The 22189-nt window shown below is 66.2% G+C and carries 16 protein-coding genes; 8 read left to right on the plus strand and 8 right to left on the minus strand.

The window, feature by feature from the left end; translation table 11 throughout:
- The first annotated feature begins 553 nt into the window (after positions 1-553).
- Both B0T44_RS11655 and B0T44_RS11660 read left to right on the plus strand, forming a co-directional pair.
- Positions 554-1822: a hypothetical protein gene (locus B0T44_RS11655; protein ID WP_077115488.1), complete on the plus strand. Its 1269-nt coding sequence runs from the start codon at positions 554-556 to the stop codon at positions 1820-1822.
- 91 nt (positions 1823-1913) lie between these two features.
- Complete coding sequence (locus tag B0T44_RS11660) at positions 1914-3233, plus strand: lipase family protein (protein WP_077115686.1); 1320 nt, start codon at positions 1914-1916, stop codon at positions 3231-3233.
- A gap of 5 nt (positions 3234-3238) precedes the next feature.
- Here the strand turns inward: B0T44_RS11660 and gnd are convergent, their stop codons facing one another.
- Complete coding sequence (gnd, locus tag B0T44_RS11665) at positions 3239-4267, minus strand: phosphogluconate dehydrogenase (NAD(+)-dependent, decarboxylating) (protein WP_077115489.1); 1029 nt, start codon at positions 4265-4267, stop codon at positions 3239-3241.
- Positions 4268-4647: 380 nt separating this feature from the next.
- On the minus strand, positions 4648-4878 hold the full coding sequence (locus tag B0T44_RS28005; RefSeq protein ID WP_254893676.1) for a hypothetical protein: 231 nt from the start codon (positions 4876-4878) through the stop codon (positions 4648-4650).
- A gap of 87 nt (positions 4879-4965) precedes the next feature.
- On the opposite strand from B0T44_RS28005, the gene B0T44_RS11670 reads away from it, so the two are divergent.
- Entirely contained in the window at positions 4966-6651 is a 1686-nt protein-coding gene (locus tag B0T44_RS11670; RefSeq protein WP_245839545.1) for a VanW family protein, read from the plus strand.
- Between the two features lie 19 nt (positions 6652-6670).
- On the opposite strand, the gene B0T44_RS11675 is transcribed toward B0T44_RS11670, so the two are convergent.
- Positions 6671-7363, minus strand: coding sequence for an MmyB family transcriptional regulator (locus B0T44_RS11675; protein WP_077115491.1), 693 nt, complete (start codon positions 7361-7363; stop codon positions 6671-6673).
- A gap of 480 nt (positions 7364-7843) precedes the next feature.
- Here B0T44_RS11675 and B0T44_RS11680 point away from each other — a divergent pair, with 480 nt between their 5' ends.
- Together B0T44_RS11680 and B0T44_RS11685 are read left to right on the plus strand one after the other, a co-directional pair.
- A complete protein-coding gene (locus tag B0T44_RS11680; protein WP_175647960.1) occupies positions 7844-10777 on the plus strand; it encodes a helix-turn-helix transcriptional regulator in 2934 nt (977 codons plus the stop codon).
- Between the two features lie 260 nt (positions 10778-11037).
- A complete protein-coding gene (locus B0T44_RS11685) occupies positions 11038-12324 on the plus strand; it encodes a cytochrome P450 (RefSeq protein ID WP_175647961.1) in 1287 nt (428 codons plus the stop codon).
- 64 nt (positions 12325-12388) lie between these two features.
- On the opposite strand, the gene B0T44_RS11690 is transcribed toward B0T44_RS11685, so the two are convergent.
- Complete coding sequence (locus B0T44_RS11690) at positions 12389-13477, minus strand: glycoside hydrolase family 183 protein (RefSeq protein ID WP_077115687.1); 1089 nt, start codon at positions 13475-13477, stop codon at positions 12389-12391.
- Positions 13478-13582: 105 nt separating this feature from the next.
- Complete coding sequence (locus B0T44_RS11695) at positions 13583-15418, minus strand: acyl-CoA dehydrogenase (RefSeq protein ID WP_077115494.1); 1836 nt, start codon at positions 15416-15418, stop codon at positions 13583-13585.
- Between the two features lie 232 nt (positions 15419-15650).
- On the opposite strand from B0T44_RS11695, the gene B0T44_RS11700 reads away from it, so the two are divergent.
- The gene (locus B0T44_RS11700) at positions 15651-16250 is read left to right on the plus strand and encodes an alpha/beta hydrolase family protein (RefSeq protein WP_077115495.1); all 600 of its coding nucleotides are present in this window, start codon (positions 15651-15653) and stop codon (positions 16248-16250) included.
- A 181-nt stretch (positions 16251-16431) separates the two neighbouring features.
- Here the strand turns inward: B0T44_RS11700 and B0T44_RS11705 are convergent, their stop codons facing one another.
- The 3 genes from B0T44_RS11705 to B0T44_RS11715 all read right to left on the minus strand — a co-directional run bounded on the left by B0T44_RS11705 (position 16432) and on the right by B0T44_RS11715 (position 19589).
- Positions 16432-17130 (minus strand): class I SAM-dependent methyltransferase, encoded by a 699-nt coding sequence (locus B0T44_RS11705; protein ID WP_077115496.1) that lies wholly within the window; start codon positions 17128-17130, stop codon positions 16432-16434.
- Positions 17131-17178: 48 nt separating this feature from the next.
- The gene (locus B0T44_RS11710; RefSeq protein ID WP_077115497.1) at positions 17179-18408 is read right to left on the minus strand and encodes an erythromycin esterase family protein; all 1230 of its coding nucleotides are present in this window, start codon (positions 18406-18408) and stop codon (positions 17179-17181) included.
- A 74-nt stretch (positions 18409-18482) separates the two neighbouring features.
- Complete coding sequence (locus tag B0T44_RS11715) at positions 18483-19589, minus strand: glycoside hydrolase family 183 protein (protein WP_077115498.1); 1107 nt, start codon at positions 19587-19589, stop codon at positions 18483-18485.
- Positions 19590-19903: 314 nt separating this feature from the next.
- Here B0T44_RS11715 and B0T44_RS11720 point away from each other — a divergent pair, with 314 nt between their 5' ends.
- Both B0T44_RS11720 and B0T44_RS11725 read left to right on the plus strand, forming a co-directional pair.
- Positions 19904-21424: an acetyl-CoA acetyltransferase gene (locus B0T44_RS11720; RefSeq protein WP_077115499.1), complete on the plus strand. Its 1521-nt coding sequence runs from the start codon at positions 19904-19906 to the stop codon at positions 21422-21424.
- The gene (locus tag B0T44_RS11725; protein WP_077115500.1) at positions 21424-22188 is read left to right on the plus strand and encodes a crotonase/enoyl-CoA hydratase family protein; all 765 of its coding nucleotides are present in this window, start codon (positions 21424-21426) and stop codon (positions 22186-22188) included. The genes B0T44_RS11720 and B0T44_RS11725 overlap by 1 nt, the downstream gene beginning before the upstream one ends.
- Position 22189 lies beyond the last annotated feature (1 nt).

A 22189-nucleotide genomic window follows, 5' to 3' on the forward strand; every position in this document is an offset into this window, starting at 1 on the left:
AGCCCTCGCGACTTGCGCCTTCGGCGCGTGCGCTGCGAGGGCTGAAACGCGAGCCGGGCCGCAAACCGGGCGGGGTTGGTTTGGGTGTGGGTAGGGGCGGTTGGTTCAGGGCAGCTTTGGGAGGGTGTGCGCGTGCGCAGCGGTCGCTGGAACGCGAGCGGGATCGCAAACCGGGCGGGTCGGTCGGGGGTTGTGGGCGGGATCCAGGCAGGTGCTGGTCGCCTATCTGTGCCGCGACCGCCGAGGTGTCGTCGTGATGCCGGGGTGCTGATTCTCTTCCGAATTCAGGGGTAGGCAGGGCGTATCCGCGTTTTGCTCGGCTATGCGCTCAGGCGGTATCCGGTTGCGGCCGGTACCGCCCGCATGGCTGAGTGGATGTTATGTTCGGCCGTTTTTTTACCTGCTCGTCTGGCTTGGGCCGGGCGTTCTGCCGATGTGATCGGCTGCCCGGTTGTGGTTCGGAATGTCCTGGTCGGTGGTTTGTCCGCCGGCGTCACGAAGTGCGTGAAGTTGTAGGGCGAATCGAACATCCGAGTGGAAGGGCTGACAGCTGATGCGAATCGGTGTATCGGTGCATGCTGCCGTAGTGCTGCTGGTCGCGGTCGGCCTGGGGTTCGCAACGGGGGGTCGTGCGGGGGCGAACGACCTGGATCGCTACCTGGATGTGCCGCTGGTGAACCGGGATGCCGCGAACGGGCCGGGCGGCGTGCACCCGGACCTGCCCTACGATGCGGCACGATTGCGCGAACTGCTGGATCAGGCCCGCGACCGGGGCATCGCACCGTTCAGGTATGCCGCGCTGCTGCAGCAGTACTGGTTGGTCGAAGCAACCAACCGGGCCGGGATCGATCTTCGATCCTGGGATCCGCGCGCCGGGGTGCAGGCCAATCGCGACAACCTGATCGGGTCGTATCGCCTGTACGAAGATCTGCAGCTGACGCATCGGGAACTGCAGTGGGCCGGTATGGCAGGCCAGGTCGGCGCCGATTTCGGTGGGGGACTGCTCGACTTCGAACTGCTCGGCGATATCTACGGGCTGCCCGGGATCTCCGAATCCGCACGCGGTGTGATCGCCGCCGTCGAACAGACCGCGGGCCCGCAGGCGCTGGCTCTGCTACCGCGCGGGCTGCACGCCCTGGCCGAGGCCGGGCCGCGGATAACCCCCCAGGACCTGGACTACATCGTCGGGATGATCCTGGTGATGCAGAAGAACATCTTCTCCGACCTCATGCCCATGCATATCGCCTACGTCACCGGCGGCTTTCCCGCCGTGGCCGAATTCGAGGCGGCGGGGCTGATCGACGCGCAGATCGCGCAGGCCTGGCGGGATATCGCCTCCGGTGACCGCGATCGGGTCGCGAGCGGTAACGCCGCTCTGCTGCGGCGGGAGCAGGACTGGGCCATCGGCGACCAGTGGAACCAGGTACGCGCCTATAAGGGCTCGATCGGTGAGGCCGTCACCTACCTCAGCGGCACGGTCGGTTCACCGTCAGTGGCCGGGGTCGTCCCGCCGCGGGCGTTCCGGCCGATCCAGGTGCCGTTCACCATGGCCGACGGCCGGCCTGCGCTGCTGACCCTGCCGCTACCCCATTGGAACTGGTCGGTTCTCGACGAACGGTGGGACTACATCACCACCGAACTGCTACCGAAATACAAATACCAGGTGGAGCACAACTGGCCTGCTCTGGAGGCCGTCCTGCGCACCCCGTACGAGGTGCAGCTGGAAACGCACCGGCCGCTGCTGAACATCCCGCAGCTGTTGAATTCGGCGATCCGGCAATTGCAGGTGACACCGGTCGACGCGGAACTGGCGGTGAACTGATATGCGCACACACCAGGTCGGGAAACAGTCAGGAAAGACCGGGCTACGTCAGCGGGCAGCCGGACGGCTACTCGTGACGTTCGGTATCGCGATGACCCTGTTCACTGCGACAAGCGTCGTCGTCACCGCCCAACCCGCGCCGGAGCCCCCGCCCCCGCCCGTCCCGATGCGCACCCCGGGACTGGGCGAGGTGTTCAACGGTTACGTGGTCGGCACCCTGCAGGGCGCCACCCTCGCCTCCCCGCAGGAGCTGTTCCAGGCGCTAATGGCCGATGACCCCTTCTATCAGGAACCGCCGCTGACCGGGAACGAACGCCCGGGGGACGTACTGAAGGCCAAGAAGGTCGACGTGATGTTCTGGGGCGTGAAACCAGCGAACCTGGACGCCTACAAGCTCATGTATGTCACCACCGGCAACGACGGGAAGCAGCCCGTCATCAGCACTGGCATTCTGATGATCCCGGTCGACGGCAAGCCGAATTCGCAGCGGAAGCTGATCTCCTACCAGGAGGCCAACGACAGCGTCGGCGCGAAATGCCACCCCAGCACCCAGTGGACCGGCGGCGACCCGCTCGACGGCGCATCCTGGTCGGCGCTCGGCCCGCTGGCGCAGATGTTCGGCAGGGGGTACGCGGTGATGATCTCCGATGTCGGCAACGACGCCGACCGCAGGCCGCACGGTATTTTCGCAGGCAAGTTCGCCGCGCACGCCCAACTCGACGGTGCCCGCGCGGCACGGAACTTCCGCGACGCCGGGCTGGACCCGGACGCGCAGATCGCGCTGTTCGGTATCGCGGGCGGCGGCGTCGGGGCGGGTTTTGCGGCCGAGATGCAGCCCGAATACGCGCCGGAGCTGAACGTGAAATCGACCGTTTTGCAGGGCATGGTGGTCGAACCGAAGAACTTCATGCGCGTCGCCGACGGCTCGGTCGGCTCGGGTTTCGTCTTGGCCACCCTGCTCGGGCTGGAGCCTTGGTACCCGGAGATGAAGATCGACGAGAAACTGACCCCGGTCGGTAAGGTGATCGCCGACTTCTTCCGCACCCAATGCCAGACCCCGGCCTATTTCACCATGCCGTTCGTCCCGATGAACGTCCTGTTCGAGTCGGGTCTCAACCCGGCAGACGAACCGGCGTTCCAGCATGCCTACGAGGACAATATCCTCGGCCGCTCCGGCACCCCGGAATCCAAGGTGCTCATCACGTCCTGCGCCCGCGACGATTCGTTGATGTCGCTGGTTCCCGCCCAAGATTCCCGCGAGCTCGCCGCCATATACCGAGCGCAAGGCGTCGACGTCACCTACGCCCCGTCGGATTGCAGCATGGTCCGCATGATCACCAACCTGTACGGCTGGGGCACCGACGTGTTCGGCATGCAAACCCTCGACTGGCTCGACGCCGGCTTCGACTGACTTGATTACCCGTCCGGCAGTTCGTCGTGCCCGCCGAATGCTTTACGCATCGCAGACAGGAGTTGATCGGCGTACCGGGATTCGCCGCGGGAGGAGAAGCGCTGGAACAGGGCGGCCGACAGCATGGGGGCTGGGACGCCGATATCGACGGCGGCGTCGAGGGTCCAGCGGCCTTCCCCGGAGTCGGAGACTCGGCCGTCGAAGGTGTCCAGGTTCGGGTCGGCGTGCAGGGCTTCGGCGGTGAGGTCCAGCAGCCAGGAGGCGACTACCGAGCCGCGCCGCCACACCTCGGTGACCTCGGGGATGTCGATGTCGTAGCGGTAGTACTCGGGGTGCTCCAGCGGGGTCTGCTCGGCCGAGGTTCCGCCGCTGTGGCGGGCGCCGTAATCGGCTTTGTGCAGGATGTTCAGTCCCTCGGCGTAGGCGGCCATCGCGCCGTATTCGATGCCGTTGTGCACCATCTTCACGAAATGGCCCGCGCCGGCCGGGCCGCAGTGCAGGTAGCCGTATTCAGCCTGAGTGGGTTCTCCGGTGCGGCCCGGGGTGCGCGGGGCGGCGTCTACGCCGGGGGCGATGGACCGTAGCAGCGGGTCCAGGTAGGCCACCTGTTCGGTCTCGCCGCCGATCATCAGACAGAAACCGCGGGTGCGCCCGAATACCCCGCCGGAGGTGCCGATATCCACATAGTGGATGCCTAGCGGGGTGAGCTTTTCGGCCCGCTCCAGATCCTGGTGGTAGCGGCTGTTGCCGCCGTCGATGACGATATCGCCTGGTTCGAGCAGTTCGGCGACCTCGTCGATCACCGCGCCGGTCACGCCCGCCGGGATCATCACCCACACCACCCTGGGGGTGTGCAGCGCGGCCACGAATTCGGCCAGGTCGGTGCTGCCGGTGAACCGTTCACCGAGCTCGGTGGACAGGTCGTCGATGAGGGCGCCGCGACGTTCGTAGCCGACCGCGGTGTGCCCATCGGCGACAACGCGACGCACGATATTGCTGCCCATCCGGCCGAGACCGATCATCCCCAGCTGCATACCGTCTCACTTTCCGTTCCTATCGGGCCCCGTTGGTGTTTCGTTCACGATCGCTATACCCGATGTGTAACGCCCCGCACGCGGCGCCGATAGACAGATTGGCTCCGTGTAGTTGCCTGACCCCCGACCCGGCAACTGCGCGGAGCCTCAGCATGCCCCGGCCCGGTCCCACTGTGACGCGATCGGCAATGCCGAGACCGGGCCCTGATCGTTATCGTTGGCGGAGGCTCGCAGTCCGAGCGAGTCCTCCATGGAACTCCGAATGGGGAGGACGGTTCGTGAGCGGCGAATCGAGCGCCGGAAGCGGTGACAGAGCGAGAGCGGCAGGCCGCGCCGAGTACGGCGACGGCGGTCTACGTCAGCTTCTCCAGGCCGCTCGATCACACACCCCCAACGATCCCCCGCCCCCGCCGCGCATACCCCGGCCTCGGCGCGCCCCCGCCGATCCGGCTCGGCAGCACGCGCAGCCCGCGGATACGGCCGCGTTCGCCGATGCCGTCACCCAGGAGCATGCCCTCCCTCACGGCTTCGCCGACCAGGGTGGGACCGCGCCGACCGAGCCCATGACCGCCCCACGGGCGCAGCACGGGACGCGAGGTTCCGAGCCCCACGCGGCGCCGCGTCCTCCCGCGCCGCGGCGGCCCGGTGAGCGCAGGCCCATCTCCCGATCGCAGCCCGAGCCCGGGCGCGGTGAATTCTTGGCGAAGCTGAAATCCCCGCTGGCCCGGCGCGCCGGTATCGCAGCCGGTGCGGTGCTGGGTTTGGCCGCGCTCGGTTATGTTGCCGACCTGGCGATGAGCTCCGGCGAGGTGCCGCGCGGGGTGGTGGTCGCCGGGATCGATATCGGTGGGATGGACATCGCGGCCGCCGACGCACGGCTGCGCACCGAACTGGATGGCCGCGCCGACCGGGAATTGCCGGTGCGCATCGCGGATGTGCGGACCACGGTTGTCCCGAGCGAGGCCGGGCTCGGTATCGATTGGGATGGCACCTGGGAGCGGATCGGCGGCCAGCCGCTCAACCCGATTGCCCGGGTGGTCTCGCTGTTCGGCACCCGCAACGTCCCGGTGGCCAGCACCGTCGACGACGCGGCGCTGGACCGGCAGCTCGACGAACTGCGGGTGCACGACCAGCCGACCGTCGAGGGCACCGTTGTGTTCGTGGACGTGACGCCTGTCGCGGTTGACCCGGTTCCGGGCCGGGTGCTCGATCTGCCCACGGCCCGATCCATGCTGATCGAGCGCTGGGTGGCGGCGAACTCGTTGCAGCTCCCGGTCACGCCCGCACCGCTCACCGTGCGCCCGGAAGCGATCGACCAGGCGCTGCGCACCGTGGCCGAACCCGCGGTCGCCGCTCCGGTGGTCTTCACCGGTAAGGACGGCGTCACCGCCACCCTCGATCCGGTGCAGATCGCCTCCATTGTCTCCTTCGCGCCGGACGGCAAGGGCGGTCTCGCCGTCCAGTTCGACCACAAGGCCGCCACCGACCTGCTGGCGCCGCAGCTCGCGGAAAGTGAGATCGAACCGAAAGACGCAAGTTTCACTCTTTCCGGTGGTGTGGCGACGGTCGTGCCCGCGGTAGTGGGCGAGAAGATCAACTGGCCCAAAACGCTGGAACAACTGCCCGCTCTCCTGGCCGCGCCCACCCCGGACCGCACCGCGCAGGCCGTCTACGACAAGATTCCGCCGAAGCTGACCACCGAGGCCGCCGAAGGGCTTGGCATCACCGAACCGATGGCCGAGTTCACCACCAGCGGGTTCAGCGGACCGTCGGGGGTGAACATCCGCACCGTGGCCAGGGAAGTGAACGGGGCAGTGGTCAAACCCGGTGAAACGTTCTCGCTGAACGGGCACACCGGTACGCGCGGTGTCGCTGAAGGCTACGTGGAATCGGGCATCATCGACCACGGCCGCCCCAGCACCGCGGTCGGCGGCGGTATCAGTCAGTTCGCCACCACCCTCTACAACGCCGCCTATTTCGCGGGGCTAGAGGATGCGGGCCATACCGAGCACAGCTACTACATTTCGCGGTACCCGGCGGCCAGGGAAGCCACTGTCTTCGACGGCGTGATCGACCTGCAGTTCCGCAACAACACCCCGCACGGCATCTATATCGAGGCGTTCGCCGACAGTTCCGAAGTGACGGTGCGGATCTGGGGCACCAAAACCGTCGAGGTCGAATCCATCACCGGGGAACGCACCAAACCGACGGAGCCGAAAACCATTACCCTCCCCAAGGGCGATGATTGCATCGCCACCGAGGGCGCACCCGGCTTCACGATCAGCGATACCCGGGTCATCACCGATATCGCCACCGGGCGGGAGATCTCCCGGAATACGCGTACCGTGAAATACGACCCGATTCCGATCGTGAAGTGCGAGTGAGCCGAGCGAACGCTATCGGTCAGCGGGCAAGGGGGTCGGGGACCAGCCGGCACAACCACCAGGGGCGAGCGGGGAATTCGGGCGAATAGAACCGCGGGACCAGGGTGCGGACGCGGCGCGTGACCGGGTCACGAACCACAATCCGTGGGGTGCCGATATCGTCCGCCGCGATCGCCGCCCAGAGCTCGTTCCATTCCGGGGCGCGTTCGCAGGTGGCGACGATCTCGGCGACCCGTTGCTGGTCGGCGCTCTCGCGGGTCAGTGCCCAGAACGCGGCGACGAGCCGTCGCGCGTCGGTGAACCATTCCGGAAACACCCTTTTCGCCGCGGGCTCTAGCAGCATCCATTCCAGCAGGTTCACCCCGGGACGCGTGCCGGGGAACCAGCGCTGGAACGCCGTGTTCGCGGCGATCACATCGAAGGTGGCGGGCGTCTGGTAGACGGCAGGATGCGTCAAGCTCTGCAGGTCGGCCAGCTCGTCGGCGGAGGGTTCGATGCGGCCGCCTGGATAACGCCCGCTCAGCCGGTCCGGTGCCTCTAGCGCGGTGGGTAGCAGCCGGATGTTCGCACTGTTGACCTGTCCGGCGCCAGGCTGCGCCGCGCTGGTCAGTGTTCTCGCGAGGCCGGAGCGCGGCGTCGGTTCGGGGCAGGCTACCCCGGGCTCAGGGTGGTGTGCCCGAAGATGCTTACCGATCCGGTGCTGTTCGATCATCGCCTCACTGCCTTTGGGTCGAATCCGCGTCCGCGCGCGGCCATGAGTGCCTCGATGTACCGTCGCCGCGCGACGGCACATCGTTCGACTCGTGATCTAGGGAACCGCAACTACGAGTGTACGTACATCTGTACTTGCATCGAGTGTCTCAGTCGCTGACGCCTCGTGGCCGAACACTCCAGTATTCGCGAAATGAATCCGGGTTGCTGCGCACGGAGAAAGAAGCGAAAACCGGAGGCGCAGAAGGCGAGTCGCAGCTACACCGGATAGACAGCCGGGTAGAGCGGGTCGCCATGACAGGTCCCCGGAACCGGCCCTGAATCGATACTGCGAAACCCGCGAACGGCAACCCATGCTGTTCTTGTCTTGGTAGGTTTCTCGAGCTGATGATGGGTTTCGGACCCATATTGGTGCGGTTTCTACCATGTCATGGCGTCTTGTTCGGGCATGTCCCCGTGAAGGTAGCTGGAGGAGATGCGCGTGAGGGCGCTGGCACGAGGGGAAAACCGGCCCTTGGTTGGACGCATCGAGGAGATGCGCTCGCTCCGCGAGGTACTGAAAGTATGCGCCGACGGTGGGACGGCAGCGGTCTCGGTATCCGGCGAACCGGGCATCGGGAAGACCCGGCTCCTGCAAGAAGCGTGTAAGACAGGACAGGAGCTCGGTTTTCGGATCCTGACCGGCGGGGCCACCGAGCTGGAGCGCGAGATTCCGTACTCGGTGCTGGTAGACGCGCTGGACCAGCCGTTGGGCGCACTTCCCGACCGCCAGTTGCGGGCGCTCGGCGCGAAGAATCTGGCGGAGCTCGGCCGGTTCCTTCCCTCACTGCGGACGTGGGCTGCCCCGTTGTCGGCCGCGACATGGATCGAGCGGCAGCAATGTCACCATAGCGTGCGAATGACGTTGCAGTATTTGGCCGAACAACAACCGGTCGTGCTAGTGCTCGACGATGTGCATTGGGCCGACCACGCGTCGTTGGAGATCATCGCGCATCTCCTCCGCAGCGGCGTGCCACGCTGCGCGCTGTTGCTGGCGCATCGCACGGCGCAGTTACCCGAGGTCCATGCCGCGGCCTTGAACCGAGCCGCATACGAGGGCATTCTCACGTCGCTGGGACTCGGCCCGCTGTCCCTGACGGAGACGGCGCAGCTACTCGGGGGGCAGGTGCGCGGGCAGGAGCTGGCCGAGCTGCACCACGACTGTGGTGGGAATCCGTTCTATGTACGTGAGCTCGCATGGGCGCGGGGCGGGCCGCACGATGCGGTCGACGACCGGGCGGGTGGCGGCGACAGCGGCCGCGTACCCGCGGTCGTGCAGGGCGCATTGGATCAGGAGATCCGCGCGCTATCGTCGCGGTCCCGGCGATTGCTGTATGCCGCCGCCGTCGCTGGGGAGCCGTTCGATCTGGGGCTGGCGGTATTGATTGCAGGTTTGGCCGAGGACGAGATCGCCGCGACAGCAGACGAATTGGTGGCCACCCAGTTGGTTCAGGAGACGAAGACATTCGGCAGGCTGTCCTTCCGGCATCCCCTCATCCGGCGCGCGGTTTATGAGCGAAGCGGATATGGATGGCGTCGCGCCGCACACCGTCGCGCCGCGCAGGTGCTCACCGCACGGGGGGCCGATTTATCGCTGCGTGCGCATCACATCGAGCACAGCAGCGATATCGGCGACCCGGCGGCGGTCGCTGTGCTGGCCGAGGCCGGGGCGGCCGCCGCGGCACGCGCACCGGTCACCGCCGTCCGCTGGTTCCGGGCGGCCTTGCGTCTCCTTCCCGCAGATGCGGCGACCGAGCAGAGACTTACCCTTGTCATGGCGCTATCGGAGGTGCTGAACGCCTGCGGTCGCCTCCGCGAGAGCCGAGACGTCCTTCGCGCAGTGGTCGAGTTGGCCTCGTCGGCGGCACCGGCTGATCACGCGCGCATGCTGGTCATGCTCGCGGCGACCGAACAAGGACTCGGCAACACCACCGAAGGTCAGCGGTTGCTGACGGCTGCCCTCATGCTGGCGCCGCCGGACAGTGTCGAGGCCGCGTCGTACAAGCTGGAGCTCGCGAAGAGTCACATGGTGCTCGGTGCTTGGGACCGCGCCGTGGCCATCCTCGCCGAATTGAAAACCACAGCGCGGTCGAGAGCTGACCGCCGTCTGCATTTCCTGGCCACCGCGGCCAGCGCCTACCTGGCGACCACCCAGCTGAACCCGAGGTTGGATGACGGACTCAGCGACCTCGACGAGTCGGCGCGAACACTGGACACGCTCACCGACTGTGATGTAGCGCCAGGCCTGCTGGGAGGGCTGGCGGATGTGGTGTATGCCGACGTCTGCTTCGAACGCTGGACAGTCGGAGTGGAGCATGCCGACCGGGGTATCCAGCTGTGTCGCAGCACCGGCCGCGGGCAGCATGTCGTAGACCTGATACACCTGAAGGCGGTGGCTCTTCTGGTGCAGGGAAGTCTAGAGCGTGCTTTGGCAGAGGCGGAGAATGCCGTCGAAACCGCACTGGTGCTGGACCATCCGCCGATGGTCGCCATGACCGAGGCGACGCGGTGCTGGGCGTTGTCCCTGCTGGGGCATACTCGGCAAGCCCTCACGGTCGGTGCTCGAAGTGTGAATATCGCCGCTCAGGTACCGCGCGGTGTGAGTTCTTGGCATGCTTCCCTGTCCTATGGGGCGGCGCTCATCGAGAACGGCCAGTACGAACATGGTCGCGAGCAGATCACCACTGTCGGCGGCTATCGCGAATTCGGCGAGATCCTGCCGACATCACTTCCCTACTGGTTGCGTTGGCTGGTCGAAGCCGAGGTGGAGCTGGGCCGGCTGGACCGGGCGGCGCAGGTCGTCGAGCATTTGGAGGTCATCGCTGAGACGGCGCCGATGATGCGTATGCGTATCGGTGACGCCCGATATGCCCGTTCCCGGCTGCTACTGGCCCGCGGCGAGGTGAACGACGCGGCGGTCTCGGCTCGTGTTGCGGTCGCGGCGTATGAGAAGAGCGGAACCCTCGTGGAAGCTGCCCGTTCCCGGTTGCTGCTCGGCCGTATTCTGTCCGGTATCGGTGACTTCGCCACTGCTGAAAGGGAACTCGGTGCGGCGCTGTCGGTGGCGACCCACTGTGGCGCCGCCACGTTGGTCGAGCGGGTGCGGCGGGTGCTGGACGAACTCGAGGTGGAACCGGGACGCAGCAGGCAGCCATGTCCGGCGGTATCGGTTTTCGCCGATCTCACTTCGCGCCAGCGGGAGATTGTCAACCGAGTGGTTCTGGGTAAGACCAACCGCCAGATCTCCACAGAGCTGCATGTGAGCGAGAAGACCGTAGAGGCACATCTGTCACGGTTGTTCACCAGGCTGGGTGTCGCATCGCGCACCGAACTGGCCGCACGTGCCGTGGCTGATCGAGCTCGCCGCGGCACCTGAGTATCTCCGAGAACGCTTACTGTAGTGGGGTTTTCCCTACTTGTGTTCGTCGGTAGAACTGCCGAGCATACGAGATGCGTCTTCGTTCGGGACGCGAGCCCTTGGTGGGGTGCCGCTCGAATCAGAGAAAACCTCGAATCAGAGAGAACACGGCCATGACGGATACTTCTTCGAAACCATCGACTTCTCCGGGAAGGGGAGCGCGTCCGCCTGGTCCACCCGGCGGGTTGCGGTCAGCGCTCGCCTTCCAGCGATCACCCTTGGCTTTTCTCTCCGCTACCGTCGACAAGTACGGGGATGTCGCCACGGTCGAGATCCCCAGGATGCCGTTCGTCATGGTCAATCATCCCGACCATGTAAACCACATCTTGAAGAAGCATCAACGCAACTACGACCGCCATGGTCCCGCGCACGATATGGCCCGCAACTTTTTCGGTAACGGCCTGGCCACTGCGGCCCGACCTGGTTGGCTGGCTCAGCGTCGTCTGCTCCAGCCGGCGTTTCACCGGAAGCACATCACCGAGTTCGGTGCGGCGATGGCCGACACCATCGCAACCACCATGGACAGGTGGGAGACGGTTCGTGCGGGCGGCGGCACCCTCGACCTGACCGACGAGATGAGCGATCTCACGCTGCGCATCGTGGTGCGTGCGCTGTTCGGCATGGATCCCGAAGACGCGATGATCCGCCGCTTCACCGGCGCTGTGGCGACCGCGACCCGGGAACTCGCCGCGTACATGCAGTTTCCGCTGATCCCGCTGTCTGTGCCGACCCTTGGGCATCGCAGGTTTCGCCGGGCGCTCGCCACCATGGACGAAATCGTTTACACCATGATCGAGCGGCAGCGCCGCGAAGTCCTGGCCGGTACGGACAGCGGTAGCTTGCTGTCGCTGATGGTCCGGGCCCGCGACGCCGACACCGGCGCATCCATGGACGATGAGCAGCTGCGCGACGAAGTACGCACCATGCTGTTCGCCGGACATGAGACCAGCGCGAACACGCTGGCCTGGGCCTGGTACTCGATCGGTCGCCATCCCGAGGTCGAGCAGCGTCTCCGGGAGGAGGTAGATCGGGTACTCGGCGATCGGCAGCCCACCATGGACGATGTACCGGCGCTCACCTACACCCGGCAGGTCATCCTGGAGACGCTGCGGATGTATGCACCGGCCTGGCAGAATTTCCGGCAGGCCGAAGAAGACGACGAGATCGACGGCTTCCGGATTCCCGCGGGAACCCTGCTTTTCTGGAGCTACTATCTGGTGCATCGTCACCCCGATTTCTGGGAGCAGCCCGACCGGTTCGATCCGAACCGTTTCACCGGACAAGACGGCATCAACGGCGAAGCCCCAGCCTTCTTCCCGTTCGGCACGGGCCCCAGGCTCTGTATCGGAAATACCTTCGCGATGACCGAGATGCAGCTGGCGATCGTCATGATCTTGCAGCGTTTCCGGCTGGAACCGGTGGATTCCGCGGAAATAGCACCGAAAGCCAGTGTGACGCTCAAAATGGCCGAGCCGCTCATCGTGCGGCTCGCGCAGGCCGAGTAACGGTATCGGGCCGAAGACCGAGGTCGAGGTCAGGTGGTCTCGTCCCCGAGGTGAGAACGACGTCTTATAGCGGGGTGCGCATCAACAGCACGTTGTATTGGTGATGGACGGTCAGCAGGAAGTACAGATCGCTACCGGTCTGATACGGAAAGATCATCGGCGCGTAGGCCGAAGGCAGCGCTGCGGTGTCGACCAGCGTCCGCGGCGGGCTCCAGGGCCCCTGCGGCGCTGCGGCGGTCCGCATGACCACCGAATTCGTCGGATCCGTTGTCAACATGACGTACTGGCCCAGGTGCTCGTTCCACTGCACGGACAGTTCCGCAACACCCTCGACGATCGGCGCCGCTGCCTTGGCGTCGCCTGGTTTCCAGGCCGTCCCGTCCCAGTACTCGTAGGCGTCTATATTCGCGATATCGAATTCCTGCACCCGCGAAATGAATCCGGGGTTGTTGCGCCCGGCGGGAGTGCCATAGCGGTAGACGTAACCGTCTTCCTTGACGAAGGCGTTCTGCTGAAACCGCTCGTGCCCGTCGACGTTGGCGCGGCGCGTGGTCGGCAGCTGCGCCCAGGTCTGCCCGCCGTCACCGGATGCGGCGAGAGTGACGAAGTTGGTGGTCCATCTGCCGTGGTCGCCCCATCCACGAACCGACATCAGGCTCAGGTATTGCACGCCGCCCACCGCGATACCCGCGGTGGGGATCAGGCTGATCTCGATACCGGGGATCTTCGGGCTGGGCAGCGGGTTCGGCACCACACTGTCGAAAAAGATGCCCTGGGACGGGTCTTTGGTGTGGCTGCGGAAGATCACGTTGCTGGTCCAGGCCCACACACTGCCCGCGAGCAGGTTCGGAATGCCCAGCCCGGCGCTGTCGCCGAAAGCGGTGAGCAGGGTGCCGTTGCCGTCGTCCCACATCACCCCGAGGTCGGTGCCGAGCACATTGACCTGATGGGTGCGGTTCGGGCTGTCCATTCCAGTGACCTGGAAGATCGCCTGAGTGGGGCCGGGTAGTGCGGGCAACCCACGCGGTTGGCCGTTGAAACCGGGGATCGGGTTCACATTGTTGGGGTCCGCAACAGCGGCGCCGGTCGCCACCAGCGTCAATGCGGCTGCCAGAGCACCGATTCGAGCGATTGCCGACAGCGAACGGTTCATTGCCAACGGTCCCTCCTGCGCGATCTGCCGCGATTGTGCCACGGACACGACGAAGCGGCCCGGATTGTCCGGGCCGCTTCAGGAGATCGCGCACAGGTCAACGCATCAGAACGCTGCTTCGTCGAGCTCCATGATGTCGTTGTCCAGGTTGGCCAGGATCGCGCGGGTCGCGGTCAGCTCGGGCAGGATATTGCGTGCGAAGAACTGCGCCACACCGACCTTGCCCTGGTAGAACGCGCGGTCGGCGCCCTCGGCGCCCGCGTCCAGCGCCGCACCGGCCACTTCGGCGCCGCGCAGCAGCTGCCAGCCGATGAGCAGGTCACCGACGGAGAGCAGGAAACGCACCGATCCCAGGCCGACCTTGTACAGCTCGCTCGGCTGTTCCTGGGCGCCCATCAGGTGCCCGGTGAGGGTGGCGGCCATGGCCTGCACATCCTCTAGCGCGGTGGCCAGCAGCTTGCGCTCCCCCTTCAGCCGGCCGTTGCCCGCCTCGGAATCGATGAACTTCTGGATTTGCCCGGCCACATGGCCCAGCGCCACCCCGCGGTCGCGGGCGATCTTGCGGAAGAAGAAGTCCTGCGCCTGGATGGCGGTGGTGCCCTCGTACAGCGAGTCGATCTTCGCGTCGCGAATGTACTGCTCGATCGGGTAGTCCTGCAGGAAGCCGGAACCGCCCAGGGTCTGCAGCGATTCGGTCAGGTACTGGTAGGCCCGCTCCGATCCCACACCCTTGACGATCGGCAGCAGCAGATCGTTGACCCGGGCGGCGGTATCGGCGTCGGCGCCGGAAACCAGCTCGGCCACATCGGCGTTCTGGTGAGCGGCAGTGTAGAGGTATACCGCGCGCAGCCCCTCCGCGTACGCCTTCTGGGTCGCCAGGCTGCGCCGCACGTCCGGGTGATGAGTGATGGTGACGCGCGGGGCGGCCTTATCGGCCATCTGGGTGAGGTCGGCGCCCTGCACGCGCTCCTTGGCGTACTCGAGCGCGTTCAGGTAACCGGTCGACAGGGTCGCGATGGCTTTGGTGCCCACCATCATGCGGGCGTGCTCGATGACCTCGAACATCTGCGCGATGCCGTCGTGCACCTCGCCGACCAGCCAGCCCTGGGCAGGAACACCGTGGCCGCCGAAGGTGACCTCGCAGGTGGCCGAAACCTTCAGACCCATCTTGTGTTCGACGCCGGTGACGAAAACGCCGTTGCGGTCGCCGAGTTCACCGGTCTCGGGATCGAAGTGGTACTTCGGCACGAAGAACAGCGACAGACCCTTGGTGCCCGGTCCCGCGCCCTCGGGACGGGCCAGCACCAGGTGCATGATGTTGGGGAACAGGTCGTCGGAGTCGGCGGAGGTGATGAACCGCTTGACGCCCTCGATATGCCAGGAGCCGTCCTCCTGTTTGACGGCCTTGGTGCGGCCTGCGCCCACGTCGGAGCCTGCGTCGGGCTCGGTCAGCACCATGGTGGCGCCCCAGCCCTGCTCGACGGCGATCTGCGCCCACTTCTTCTGCTCGTCGGTGGCGTTGTTGTAGAAGATGTTGGCGAAGCCGGGGCCAGCGGCGTACATGAACGCGGCAGGCTGAGCGCCCAGGATCAGTTCGGCGATGGCCCAGTAGGCGGCGCGCGGAACCGGAATGCCGCCTAGTTCCTCGGCAACCGAGAACTTGTCCCAACCGCCCTCTTCGAGGGTCTTGTAGCTCTTCTTGAACGATTCCGGCAGCGAGACGGAGTGGGTCTCGGGGTCGAAGACCGGCGGGTTGCGGTCGGCGTCGGCGAACGACTCACCCAGCGGCCCTTCGGCCAGGCGGCGCACCTCGTTGAGCATCTCTTTGACGGTGTCGGTGTCGAGATCGCCGTACGCACCGCTGTCGAGGAGGTTGCCGAGGCCGAGTACCTCGAAGAGGTTGAACTCCAGGTCGCGGACGTTGCTCTTGTAATGACCCATGTCAGTAACTCACTCTCCGTTGAGTTGGTGCGGTCGGTTGGTTGCCGTTCCCGCCCGTTGTCGCCATCGGGTAGCCTTACCGGATCAACCGCATGCTACTCGCGGGTAACTTAGTGTACATATTACCGATCGGTAAGGCAGCCGCAAAGATGAATCCGCTCAATGTGACGAGTTGAACACGAAGGTTTGCCGACAAGCTGCTATACGTCACACCTTGGTTACGGTGAGGCGTGTGCGGATCTCCACCAGCGCCGGCCCGGCCGACATCGAACTCGACACACCGGACGAACCGAGATTCCTGCTAGCGATCACCCACGGTGCGGGCGGCGGCGTCGACGCGGCCGATATTCTCACCGTGCGCGACACCGCGCTGGAACACGGGGGTGCGGTCGCGCGCATAGTGCAGCCCTACCGGGTAGCCGGACGGCGCGCCCCCGGCTCGGCCACTATCCAGGACGCGGCGTGGCTGGACATCGTCGCCACCGTAGGAGAACAAGTCGCCCCAGGGTTGCCGCTGATCCTCGGCGGGCGCAGCAACGGCGCTCGCGTCGCCTGCCGCACCGCCTCCCGGCTCCAGGCGCGTGGCGTCATCGCACTGTCGTTTCCGCTGCATCCCCCCGGGAAACCCGAAAGCTCCCGCCGCGACGAACTACTCGCCGCGCACCCGATCGAGGTGGTGGTAGTCAACGGCGGGAGCGACCCGTTCGGCATCCCGGACCCCGCCGATGCCGCCGAGGTGCGCATCATCCCAGGTCAACCGCATTCGTTCCGGAAAGGTTTCGACATCATCGCCGAAACGACGGGCTCGTGGCTCGAGCGCTGGGCTGGGTGAGCGAGAGCGAAAGCCGTATGGGCACCAACACCCAGGCGTACAGCCACCCTCACCCGGTGCGTCGTTGCGCGCGCCGCGTTCCAGCTGGGACTGGTGGAAGCCCGTGCCGCGGATCCTGGGGCCGCCGGTACGGCCGAGGGTTCAGACAATCCCATGCGCCGAGCGTGGCCGTCGACGTGATTCAGATACCTTGTGAATCGCTCGACTCGGAGGGGTCTGGTTTCGGTGGTTTCATCGCGATGACCAGGGCGTCGATGGCATCGGGACCCTCGGTTGCGCGGGGCACCTGTTCGGCGGTTTGGATTGTCACATCCGAGTCGTAGCCGAGGTCGGCGACGATATCGTCCGGGGTGAACAGAATCTCCGGGTCCTGCGGACCGCCGTAGCCGTCGGTGAGGTTGCTGCTGTCGTGGCCGAGGACGAGCAGGGTGCCGCCAGGGGAGAGCAGGCGGGCGGACTGCCGGACCACCTCGCGGCGCTGCGGGGCGGGCAGATGCAGGAACACCATCAGCACCAGCTCGTAGGGGCCGGTGATACCGGCTCCGGGCAGATCGGTGACGTCGGCACATTGCCAGTGGATTCGTCCGCGCACCGAACGCGACAGCCGGGAGGCGATGGTGCGCGCCTTGTCGATGCCGACCTGCGAGAAATCCACCGCGTGCACCTGCCAGCCGTGCGTGGCCAGCCACAGGGTGTTGCGTCCCTCGCCGCAGGCCAGGTCCAGCGCACGCGGTGATTCCGGTAGCTGCCCGTCGGCGTCCGGGTACAGCGGTGTCCGCCGGTGCAATCCGTGCACATGCTGCACCACCGTGCTGTTGGGCGGAGCACCCCACACCAATTCACTCTGCGCGTACCGCGCGTCCCACTCGGCCGCGTCCATACCCCGAGTCTATGGACGCGGCCGGCGTCCGGAACATCCCCTCGCTTATTACCCGTCGAATTCCGGCAGCCAGTGCAGCGCCGTTGCCTTCCTGATGTGGATGAGCATGTCGAATGCACCCGCCAGCGAGTTCAGCTCGATATGCGCCTTGTCGTCCTCGGCCGGGTCGTAGACACCGCTGATGACGCGGGCGCGCGCGGGTCCGCGCCGCCACCGGTGTACGTCCTCGGGTGCTTCGTCGCGCAGATCGACATAGAAGGCGGACAGGCCGACGGTCCCGAGCGTCGCGTCCACCAGGTCCGGTCGCGGTTCCGGGGCGGTCACCACGCCGAGGTCACCGTGGTGGAATCCGATGGCCACCGAGAGGTAGCGTGGCCCGAAATACGTGCGCAGATGGCTGCCGATACCGAGGAACTCGTCGCCGCCCATGCCGACGGGCAGGCCGGACGTGTGGGCGGTCCCGTCCCAGAACACGATCCGTGCTCCGGTGCGGGTGTGGTGCTCGATGATGATTTCGGCGAGCCGCCGTTCATCCCGGGCGAAACCGCCCTGACCTGCGACACTGCTCTCATGGAAGGCCACGATCCGCCCGGCGTGCGCGAGTGCCGCCCGGTGCGCGTCGGGGTCGCCGGGCAGGGCCGACAGCAGTGTGAGTGCGTCCCTGGCGTCGTCGGCGAACGGTCGTCCCGGGTGGATGCCCTGATGTCGTTGCACATGTTCGTCGATCTGGTGTGCGGTACGGATCGGGTCCAGATGTGCCCGAAGCTGCGGCAGGTGTTGCGGCGCGGCGGTGCGCACGTAGTCCAGGATCGCGTCGTAGTCGGCGGGTTCCGCGCTGGGGGGTGCCACCCCGATCACCTCGACCTGTCTGTCGGGGTGGCGTTCGTTGTGGCCGCGGAGCCATTTCAGAGTGGTGACCATCTCTTCGGTGCGCCACGGCCGCCACGCTCCGGCCAGGATGGTGTGCGGGTCGCCTTTTCCGGCGCGGACATACGCATTGATCCGCTCGCCGACGGCCGCGCTGTCCTGGATGGCCAATGCGCGGAACCCGTGTTCTTCCACCAGGGTCCGGGTGATGCGTTCCCTGACCCCGTAGGTCTGCCGGGAGAACCTGGTGGATTCGCCGAGACCGACCACCTTCGCGGGTGCGAGGCGGTCGGTCAGCGGCTTCAGATCGGTTCCGGTCGCGTCCGGTTCGGTGGCGTGCACCGGATGGGCTGCACCGCACAGCCAATCGAGCACAGCGGTTTCGGCGATGGTGCTGGACGAGGTCGGCATGGTTCCTCCCGGGTCTGGGTGATCTGACAGGAACAGCCTTATACCTAAACAATTGTTTAGGTCAAGCCTTCGGTTCACAACCGGGTGCGCATCAGAATCACGTTGTACTGGCTGTGCACCGTGACCAGGAAATACAGATCGCGGCCTGTCTGATACGGGAAGATCGACGGTGCGTAGGCGGTGGGCAGTTCGCGGGTATCGATCAGCACCCGCGGTGCGCTCCACGGACCGGTCGGGGCGGGGGCGGTGCGCAGCACCACCGAATTCCATGGATCGGTGGTGAGCGAGACGAACTGCCCGAGGTATTCGTTGTACATCACCGACAGTTCCCCGACGCCGTGCATGATCGGCACCGCCGCGTTCGCATCGTTCAAGCGCCAGGTCCGTCCGTCCCAGTACTCGTAGGCGGCGAGATCGGTGATGGCGTGTTCGCGTACCCGGGCGACCCGCGCCGGATGATTGCGTCCCGAAGGGGTTCCGTACACGTAGACGTACCCGCCGTCTTTGAGGAAGGCGTTCATCTGGAAGTTGGCATTACCGCCCTCGTTGGGGCGCCGGGTGTGCGTGAGATCCGCCCAGGTTTCGCCGTTGTCACCGGAGGCGACCAGGCCGGAGAAGTTGGTGGTCCATTGGCCGACATCGTCCCAGGTCTTCACCGACATCATGCTCATGTACTGGGTGCCGCCCACCGAGATTCCTGCGGTCGGGATACGGCTGATCTCCAGGAACGGAATCTTGGGGCTCGGCACCAGATCGCGGGCCTGACCGAAGATATCGCGGACCACGCTGTCGAAGTAGATGCCATGGGACGGATCGCGGGTGTGGCTGCGCACCAGGATATTGCTGCGCCAGGCCCAGGTGCTGCCCGCGAGTAGGTTGGGGAAGCCGATTCCGGCGGTATCGCCGAACGCGGTGAGCATTTCGCCGTGCCCGTTGTCCCACATGATGCCCAGGTCGGTGCCGAGCACATTATAGGTGTGGGTGTTGTTGGGGCTGGCCATACCGGTTGCTTGGAAGACGGCCTTGGTCGTACCGGGCAGGTTGGGGAGACCGGTGGTGCCGTTGAGTACGGGAATCGGATTGATGGCGTTGGGGTTCGCCGTTGCGGGGGCGGTGGCGGTCAGCAGCAGAGCCGACGCGCCCGCCAGCGCGGACAACAGGATGGATCCGGTCTTGGTCAAGTCCGTCGGCCCTCCGGGTCATGCCGAAACGCGACGCTCGAACACGGACCCGACAGACCTTCGGAGAGTGTCTCGCGTCACGTCTCGACTGGCTGGCAAATAGTCCGCAAATGCTAGCAGTGAAAACAGAAAATATGGTCTGTTTGCTTCTGACCTCGTTGGATGTCCTCTGTTGAGGCGGTTTCTCCTTCGTATGCGCCGTGTGCTGATCTGTAGCCAGGAGGGTCTGGTGCATGCGGCCGGACTCTGTTCTAATCGAACTCAAGTTACCGTCAATGTTGACGGTAACTGGGTGTGACGTATGCGGAGGAACAATGCTGCCTGCCGGGATGGACCCGCGAACACCGGTGCTCGTCGGCGTCGGCCAAGTCGTGCACCGCAACGGCGAACTCGGATTACCCGGGCCGGTCGAACTGGCCGCCGAAGCGCTGCGCCGCGCAGGCGCAGACAGCGGCACAGGTGACAAGCTGTTGCGTGCGGCCGACCTGGTCGCCTCGATCGCCCCGGTCAGCCGCACGTACCCGGACCTGGGCACGCTGGTCGCGGCCGAGCTCGGAACATCACCGAAACGCACCTGGCAGTCGGCCCCGTTCGGCGGCGACGGGCCGCAGCGCCTGCTCAACGCCGTAGCCGGAGCGATCGCCGACGGCACCGTCGATGTCGCGCTGCTGGCCGGTGCCGAGGCAGTTGCCTCACGCAATGCTGCGAAGAAGACGGGTGCCACCCCGGATTGGCCGGAACAGGCCGCCGACGTGCGGCCGGACAAGATATTCGGCGCGGACAGCGGACCCAACTCCGAGATGGAGAACACCGCCGGGCTATGGGGCCCGATCTACATGTATCCGCTGATGGAATCGGCCATGCGCGGCAAGCTGGGTCTGGGCGTCGCCGAACACCAGCGGCGGATCGGAACGCTGTGGTCGCGGTTCTCGTCTGTCGCGGCGAACAATCCTCATGCGTGGCTGCCCACACAACGGTCGGTCGAGGAGCTCATCACGCCTGCACCGGACAACCGGATGGTGTCGAGCCCCTATCCGAAGCTGCTGGTGGCCAATCTGACCGTCGATCAGGGTGCGGGCCTGATCCTGTGCAGCGCGGCCGCGGCCGACGCGGCAGGCGTACCGCGGGAACAGTGGGTGTTCCCGCACAGCGGCGCCACCGCCACCGACACCTGGTTCGTCTCCGAACGTGCCGATATGGCTGCATCCCCGGCGATCGCAGCGGCCGGGCGTACCGCGCTGGTCGATGCCGGAGTCGGCATCGACGACATCGCCCATATCGACCTCTACTCCTGCTTCCCGATAGCCGTGCAGGTCGGTGCAGCAGCGCTGGGGCTGCCGATCGACGACCCGAACCGGCCGCTCACCGTCACCGGCGGCCTCACCTTCGGTGGCGGACCGGGCAACAACTACACCACCCACGCCATCGCCACCATGGCCGAGCGGCTGCGCGCCAACCCTGGCGACTACGGCCTGACCACCTCGCTCGGCTGGTACATCACCAAACACGGTGTCGGCGTGTACTCCACCGAGCCACCCGCCCGGCTGTTCCGTGCTGTCGAACACCATTCGGTCGAAGACCGCCGCGAGACCGCCCCCGGCTACACCGGTCCGGCCACCGTCGAAGCGTTCACGGTCCCGTACCGCAAGAGCGGCGATGGCGACGAGCCGGAAGCGGTGGTGATCAGTGCCCTGAACCCGGCGGGTGCCCGCATACTTGTCCGGGTGACCGACGCCGACATCATCGCGGCATGCACCGACGGCGACCCACTCGGCGCGAGCGCCGAGATCACCGCCGTCGACCGGATCACCCTGAGCAGCGAGAGGAAAGCCTGATGACCGACACGCTTCTGGTCGAGCGGCGCGACGCGATCACCATCCTGACCGTCAACCGTCCGCAAGCCCGCAACGCGATCGATCTGGCGACCGCGCAGGCGCTCGAAGCCGCGATCGACGCGTTCGAAGAAGACGACACCGCCCGCGTGCTCGTGCTCACCGGCGCGGGCGCAACCTTCAGCGCCGGAATGGATCTGATCGCCGCATCCCGTGGGGAGATGCCGGTGACCCAGCAGCGCGGCCCGCTCGGCATCGCCGCCAAACCGCCGGTGAAACCGATGATTTCGGCAGTGGAGGGTTTCGCACTGGCCGGTGGTTTCGAGCTGGCGCTCTCCGGTGATCTGATCGTCGCCGCGCGCGACGCCCGATTCGGGATCCCCGAGGTGAAGCGTGGCCTGGTCGCCGCGGGCGGCGGCGTATTGCGGCTGACCCAGCGGCTGCCGCGCAGTATGGCCGCCGAACTCGCGTTGACCGGCGGGCGGATCAGCGCCGACCGGCTGTATCAGCTGGGGTTGGTCAACCGGGTCACCGAACCCGGCGACGCGCTCGGTGTCGCGCTGGAGCTGGCGGCCGAAATCGTTGCCGCCGCACCGCTGGCCGTGGCCGCGAGCAAACGGATCATCGACGAATCCCCGGACTGGCCTGCCGCCGAGGCGTTCGCCAAACAGGGCGAAATCGCTTTGCCCGCCTTGATTTCCCAAGATGCCGCCGAGGGTGCGCTGGCGTTCGCGCAGAAGCGTGAACCCCAGTGGCAGGGACGCTGAC

The sequence above is a fragment of the Nocardia donostiensis genome (genome assembly GCF_002081715.1).
Classification (GTDB): Bacteria; Actinomycetota; Actinomycetes; order Mycobacteriales; family Mycobacteriaceae; genus Nocardia; species Nocardia donostiensis.

Bases quoted from the DNA above. Each gene is read 5' to 3' on its own strand.
- B0T44_RS11655 (WP_077115488.1), top strand. From the start codon at position 554: ATGCGAATCGGTGTATCGGTGCATGCTGCCGTAGTGCTGCTGGTCGCG.
- B0T44_RS11660 (WP_077115686.1), top strand. From the start codon at position 1,914: ATGACCCTGTTCACTGCGACAAGCGTCGTCGTCACCGCCCAACCCGCG.
- gnd (WP_077115489.1), bottom strand. From the start codon at position 4,267: ATGCAGCTGGGGATGATCGGTCTCGGCCGGATGGGCAGCAATATCGTG.
- B0T44_RS11675 (WP_077115491.1), bottom strand. From the start codon at position 7,363: ATGATCGAACAGCACCGGATCGGTAAGCATCTTCGGGCACACCACCCT.
- B0T44_RS11690 (WP_077115687.1), bottom strand. From the start codon at position 13,477: ATGAACCGTTCGCTGTCGGCAATCGCTCGAATCGGTGCTCTGGCAGCC.
- B0T44_RS11695 (WP_077115494.1), bottom strand. From the start codon at position 15,418: ATGGGTCATTACAAGAGCAACGTCCGCGACCTGGAGTTCAACCTCTTC.
- B0T44_RS11705 (WP_077115496.1), bottom strand. From the start codon at position 17,130: ATGGACGCGGCCGAGTGGGACGCGCGGTACGCGCAGAGTGAATTGGTG.
- B0T44_RS11710 (WP_077115497.1), bottom strand. From the start codon at position 18,408: ATGCCGACCTCGTCCAGCACCATCGCCGAAACCGCTGTGCTCGATTGG.
- B0T44_RS11720 (WP_077115499.1), top strand. From the start codon at position 19,904: ATGCTGCCTGCCGGGATGGACCCGCGAACACCGGTGCTCGTCGGCGTC.
- B0T44_RS11725 (WP_077115500.1), top strand. From the start codon at position 21,424: ATGACCGACACGCTTCTGGTCGAGCGGCGCGACGCGATCACCATCCTG.